We start from the raw sequence: 1,418 nt of genomic DNA on the forward strand, positions 1-1,418 counted from the left end.
GGTCTGTTGTAAAATGAAATGCATAATCCCATTAGATATTAAAAAAGCCATGTAAATGCGCTATACTTATGAGTGACTAAACAAATAAGTTAGGAGCGCTCTACATGACTCAACATCATTCTACCACAGTAAAACGCACATTTAAACACTTATCAGATATAAAGCGTGGCCAACTTCACGCCATGAAACGATCAGGTCTATACACTCAAAAGGAAATGGCTGACATGCTAGAGGTGAACCAATCGACCGTTTCTCGTGAACTGAAACGTGGAATGGCTGAACAAGTTAAGCTTGTAAACGGTAAAAGAGAACATTATGAGAGCTACTTTCCTGACGTCGGAGCACGTGTATATAAAGAGAATCGCGAACGCTCTCGTGCTAAAGACATTGAGAAATACGATCAGGATTTCTTCACAGCACTTCAAAAAGCACTTAAGCCTCCGAAAAGTGAGCTGCGTGTTCATAGTGTCGATACCTTTACACATCATTACCAGAAAGACAATCCCGATAAGCGCTTGCCATGTATGAAGACGGTCTATAACCTTATTGATCGTGGTGAACTTGATGTCAGAAATATTGATTTACCACGGAAAACTAGGTTACGCCCTCGACGTAAGAAGCCTATGGATCCTCATGGGACGAATAAACGTAAGCTTGGTCGCAGTATTGAAGAACGGGATCCGATTGTTTTAACACGAGAAGAATTTGGCCACTGGGAACTAGACTTAGTTATCGGTAAAAAGACCAAAGGCGAACCGGTTATTCTGACGTTACTTGAAAGACAAACACGACATCTTGTCACGAAGAAGCTATGGGACAAATCACCTGAGTACATTCGAGAAGCCATGCTTAAGATTATCAAGGAACATGGGCCACAGAATTTCAAAACCATTACAACAGATAACGGTTCAGAGTTTGCGACTCTGAGTAAATTAGAAGATACGCATGAAAACATTCGTATATATTACGCACATGCTTACGCTTCTTGGGAAAAAGGAGCGAATGAGCGCCATAACGGTATGCTTCGAGAGTTCATACCGAAAGGTATATCACTTCAAGATTTGAGTTACAAACGATTAAAACTATGCACAGATGCGTTAAACATGAAGCCAAGACGTACGTTGAGGTATGTTTATCCCCGGAATTTATATGAACAAAAGCGTCAAGAAGTCGCGCAGGCATCCTAATACCGCCACTCTTGACGACGTTTGTGACCATGGTAAGTAACCCTTTGGCGGATGGGGAAAGTTCTGCCTTGTAGAGGCACCATCCGCGCTTATAGCGTACCATGGTCAAGCTCTTCTAAGTTCTCATTCGTTGGGACCCCGAACCCAACAAATGACTCACTAAGAAGAGGCACTTACGTCAAGAGCACGCCGCAAGGCGGTGGCTAGTATAGCATAAAAATCAAGCATCCG

Annotated in this window: 1 protein-coding gene; it reads left to right on the forward strand. The window is 42.6% G+C overall.

Annotated elements, in window-relative coordinates; translation table 11 throughout:
• Window positions 1-104 precede the first annotated feature (104 nt).
• Window positions 105-1,187 (forward strand): IS30 family transposase, encoded by a 1,083-nt coding sequence (locus tag DES38_RS11885; protein ID WP_110252295.1) that lies wholly within the window; start codon window positions 105-107, stop codon window positions 1,185-1,187.
• Window positions 1,188-1,418: the final 231 nt, after the last annotated feature.

Source organism: Streptohalobacillus salinus, assembly GCF_003201605.1.
GTDB classification, from domain to species: domain Bacteria; phylum Bacillota; class Bacilli; order Bacillales; family Amphibacillaceae; genus Streptohalobacillus; species Streptohalobacillus salinus.